Genomic DNA, 4,613 nt, shown 5'->3' with positions numbered 1-4,613 from the left:
CGGCATGACCCGCCGCATCACCCGCGGCCAACCCGCACGCCGCCAAGCCCGCCGCACCTTCACCCGGACCTGATCAACCCGATCTCAAACACGCTCTAAGTCGCGGCCCGCCGCCGCATGCCATCGGGCCTTACCCGCGCTGATTCAACTAGCCTTCCGCCGCCGAATCGTTTCAAGGATTTCGCCGTTTCGTTTGCGACCATTCTTCGCGATCTCCAGTACCCTCCGACTGTTCGCGGGCTGCCCAGCGGAGAGATTCACCAACACTTCGATCTGATCAACGATCTCCGCAGCCTCCAGAGGCGTGAGATCAGGAAAGTTCCTGGCGGGGAAGAATCTCGGACCGGACTCCTCATCCACCTCGCTGATACGACCATCGAACTCCTGACCGATATCGAGACTCACTGTCGAGACGAGATCGGCCAGCTCCGCAATACTCGATTCCTCGGCAAACAAGCCCCGCACCGCTGCAGCTGCCATGCGCTGAAGTTCGGCTACAGCTTCGGGCTCTTCCTCGTCGATGTCATCGCCCCGACCGTCACGCAACCCGTCAAATACATTCCGGACAGTTTCCAAAAAATGGGTCGACCCCCATTTATCGACTCTTTCCAGAGCAGCCAGGTCGAGATCGCTGTCATCCCCGTCGAAAATGGGGCTGATTCGATATAGACACATCGCCGCCGCCACGGCCAAGGCCTCATCGCTTGCCTCCGCGCCATGGCCGGCGAGCGCCTCATACGCATATCCTACGGACCCGGTGATTTGACCACAGCCGTGACTGAAAACCTGATACACCATGGCAAACCATCGGACACCGCAACCACTCTCAGCCGAGCACCAATCCGAATTCATCGCGGAAGAGAGTTACTCGCCACTGGCGCACAGCGCCTTTCTCAGGTCCTCCAGAACGCGCTCGCCTTTCAGCCATCCGACAACTTCATGCAGCTGGATTACCGAAAGTCCATATCCCATTCGTAGGGCATACGCCGCACTAAACTCTTGACCAGGCGACACAAGCCCTTCTTCTTTCAGATGGAGTACGGCACCTAGCGGGTCTACACCTTCCCCTCGCATCTTATTTACTAATTCGCTCAGTCGACCTTGGGGCTCGGCCACCTTATCCTCGTTCTCTCCTGAACATTGCAGAGACCCTCGTGAAGCCGTCCAGGTTCTCGTCAGCCACCAGGATCTTCACTCGCGTAAACCCATATCTCGCGGCTTGACGGCCAGTCCATGTGCCACGAGCGGCTGAGCGCAGTGGATCCCCCCCTCTTACCGCGGCGTTAAAGGCCGCCAGGTTGTCGCCATACACCCAGTAGCCCTGCACTCCATTCACACGATCACCAAAGTGTTCCATTACGCGGTCGAACATTTCGCGGCCTGAGATCGGCGATCCCTGATTGCGCTGCATCATCAGCGTGAGAATCCCATCGTCGTCCAGGTCTGCGATGACGCCACTCCCACTCTCGCCATGAGAAATGGAGTAGCTCTTCTCATTGGCCGTGACCTCAAGACAGCCGTCGTTGTTGTGTACGAGGACTGACGTGTTGCCGGCGATTACATAGTACGTGTGGGTGATGGCGACGGTGAGGTCCCGCATCACCTTGGCGCCGGTGAAGTTGCGGACGTCGGTGACGTACTGGATCTGTCCGTCGGGCCCGACCAGGGTCGACTCGCCCGGGATCAGGTCGGCAGCGTCGACCCAGTCGCCGGTGGTGGCGTCCCAGAAGGGATGGTGTGCGGTGGTGTGCAGAACCGATCCGGTCGGTCCGCGGGTACTGCGTTCCCCTTCACCCTCACCGGTGGACCGCGCCGGCTGGTCCGCGGGCTTTGCCGACACGGTCACGTCGGTCAGCTCGGTGTCTCGGTTGGCGTGTAGCAGGGTCACCTGCTGATCGCTGTGTTCACCGGTGGTGGGGTCGGTTGTGGCTACCGTGTCACCGATGTTGACCTCAACGATCGGTCGTGCGGTGCCGTCGGCCATCAGGACCCGGGTGTTCGGGTCGAAGCTGTGCCGGTCGCATCCGGCTGCCTTCGGCTCGTTGTCCTGAACACGATCTCGGTCACGCTGGTGCTCGGGCCGGTTCTGCTTCGACGAGGTCCGTTCGGGCTTCTCCTGCCGCTTCGGCGCCTGCTTCGCCTTCGGCGGCGTGGCCGGCTTGGACGGCTTGGGCTTCGGCTTCGGCTTGGGCTTCGGCTTGGGCTTTGGCTTGACCGGTGGCTTGGGCTTCTTCTTGGGAGGCTTGGGTTTCTTGGGCACCTTCTGCATGAGGTCGTTGAGGTGCTTTCGGGCCTGATTCATCAGGTCCTGGGCGCGGCGCATCATCGTGCGTGCGCCCTCGACGATGCGTTTCCACATCCGGTATCCGCTGAAGGCACGGTCGACCGCCCGGAACAGCGACTTACCGATCTTGAATACCTTGATCGGCCCGAGGAAGTTGGTGGCGAGGTCGATGCAGTCCCAGACGCCTCCGTCGAGGCATCCCATCAGCGATGTCCAGCCGATCATGTCGAGGAGCATCCCGACACCGACTTGAAGCAGGATGTCGAACAGTGAGGTTTGGCTCTCCCGCTCTGCCCGCTGGTAGTCGGCTTCCTGCCGGGCGATCTCCTCGCCGGCGAACTTGACGTCTCGCTGGTGTTGCGTGAGGTCACGGGTGTATTGGGCGATCGCGGCGTCGTACTTCTTCAGCTCGCACGCGTAGTCGTATTGGCCGCACTTGCCGTCCACCGCATGCCCGGTGGTGTCGGTGTTGCCCAGCGGGTCCGCCTCCGCGTACGCGAACCTGTTCGCCGCCCCGGAGCTGGGAGTCGGATTGAGCGTGACATCGTCGCGGGTGTCGAAAGCGCCAGTTTCTGGGTTGTACCACCTCGCCCACATGTTGACTCGGCCGGTGCCCTGGTCGGTCCACTCTGACTGGTAGCCGAGTTTGCCGAGCATCCCGGTGCTGGACAGGACCTTGCCCCAGGGGTCGTACGCGACCGACGCGGTCAGGGTCGTGCCCGTGCCGGTGAACTCGCCCACCACGTCGGTGTGCAGATCGGTCCAGGCGTAGCGCTGCGTACCGCCGGATGCGACACCTACGAGCCCGTCCGCGGCGTCGCGCACGTACACCGCGCCGCCGTCGCCGGCCACCGTGTTACCGAGACCGGTGTACGTCAGGTTCGGCTGGATGAGCCGGCCCAGGCCGTCGTAGGTGTAGGTGGAGGCTGCACCGCCAGGCGCGCCCTGCGACCACACCTGGTTGAACGCGTCGGTGACGGTGGTCGTGTCCTGGCCGCCAGACCTGGTGCGTGTGAGCGTGCCCCGCGGCGTGTACTCATAGCTCGTCCCGTCCGACGACGACTGCAACTGGTTGCGCGCGTCGTAGGTGAACGTCTTGCTGCCCGCTTGAACACGGTTGCCGGACTTGTCGTACGCGTACACCACGGGGTTCGTGCCGTTGTTCCAGCCGATCAGCCGGTCGGCCAGGTCGTAGATGTAGGTGTTGGCTGCCGCGCCGGTGAGTCCGATGGTCGTCTTCGAGGTGACGTTGTCGTTGAGGTCCCACCCGTACTGAATCTTGGCGATGCTGGTGCCGGCGCTGCTCTTCAGCTCGTCGGCTGTCATGCGGTGCAGCTCGTCGTAGCTGAACGACCGGACGTTGCCGCCGGTTCCGTGCGTGATCGACGACACCTGCGACAGGGTGTTGTACCCGTAGGTCAGGTTCGTCCCCGCGGTCGGGTTGACCACCGTGGCGGGGCGGCCGGCCGTGTCATAGGTGTACGACGTCGTTCCGGCCGCGTCCGTGCGCGAGGCCAGCGCCCCGTCGCCGTTGTAGCTGTAGGACGAGGCACCCGACACCCCACCAATCGTCACGGGCAGACTGCGGTCGTCGTACTCGACGGTGGTCTGGCCCGCTGAACCGACGAACGACGTCATCCGGCCTGCCGCGTCGTAGTCGAACGTGCGGTCCACCGTCGTCGTCTGCGCGCCGGCGCCGGAGCTGCGTACCAGCCGGCCCAGGTCGTCGTACTCCGAGGTGACGCTCACCCCGCCCGGTGAGTCCAGTCGCACCAGCTGGCCGGCCGCGTCGTACGACATGGTGAATGTGCGGTCGGCGAGTGCCGGATGGGCGGTCGTGGCGGGCTCGATCTGCGATTCGACCAGGCCCCACGGGTTGTAGGTGGTGATGAATTTGTTGCCCCGGCCGTCGGTGAACCGGGTCTGCCGGCCGGCCAGGTCGTAGCCGAACGTCGAGACGATCTGGTCGGATCCGCTGATCGGCTCGGTCTGGGACACCATCTGCCCGAGCGCGTCGAAGGCGAACGTCTTCGTCGTGCCCCGCGCGTCGGTGGCCGCTACCAGGTTGCCGGCGGCGTCGTACTGGCTGGACACGGTCCGCAGCAGCACGTCGTCGGCCGCCGTCGTCGTCCTGACTGCCGAGCAACTCCAAGCCGTCCGCACGGCGATCCGCGAATGGCAGCGACCGATCCCTGGCAAGCCCGGGCCTCGGCACAGCGGCGACCTGGCAGACGTCGTCGACCTCATGCTCGCCACCGGCGCCCGTATCGGCGAGATCCTCGCCCTCCGCTGGGAGGACCTGGACCTCGCCGCCGAACGACCAACCCTG

At 64.0% G+C, this 4,613-nt stretch carries 2 protein-coding genes and 1 pseudogene; 1 reads left to right on the top strand and 2 read right to left on the bottom strand.

Annotated elements, in window-relative coordinates; translation table 11 throughout:
- Positions 1–144: 144 nt before the first annotated feature.
- Together SM452_RS30195 and SM452_RS30190 are read right to left on the bottom strand one after the other, a co-directional pair.
- Positions 145–798 carry a hypothetical protein gene (locus SM452_RS30195; protein ID WP_423481899.1) on the bottom strand — a complete coding sequence of 218 codons (654 nt, stop codon included), beginning with the start codon at positions 796–798 and terminating at the stop codon, positions 145–147.
- Between the two features lie 319 nt (positions 799–1,117).
- Positions 1,118–4,378, bottom strand: a complete 3,261-nt coding sequence (locus tag SM452_RS30190) for an RHS repeat-associated core domain-containing protein (RefSeq protein WP_463841204.1) — start codon at positions 4,376–4,378, stop codon at positions 1,118–1,120.
- Between SM452_RS30190 and SM452_RS30185 the strand changes: the two are divergent.
- Positions 4,350–4,613: pseudogene (locus SM452_RS30185) on the top strand (site-specific integrase); the annotation flags it as partial. The gene SM452_RS30190 and the pseudogene SM452_RS30185 sit on opposite strands and share 29 nt — an antisense overlap.

The organism is Micromonospora sp. SYSU B005 (assembly GCF_055362685.1).
This window is presented reverse-complemented; position numbering and strand designations above follow the sequence as displayed.

Excerpts from the sequence above, each read along its gene's own strand:
- SM452_RS30195 (WP_423481899.1), bottom strand. The coding sequence starts at position 798 with ATGGTGTATCAGGTTTTCAGTCACGGCTGTGGTCAAATCACCGGGTCC.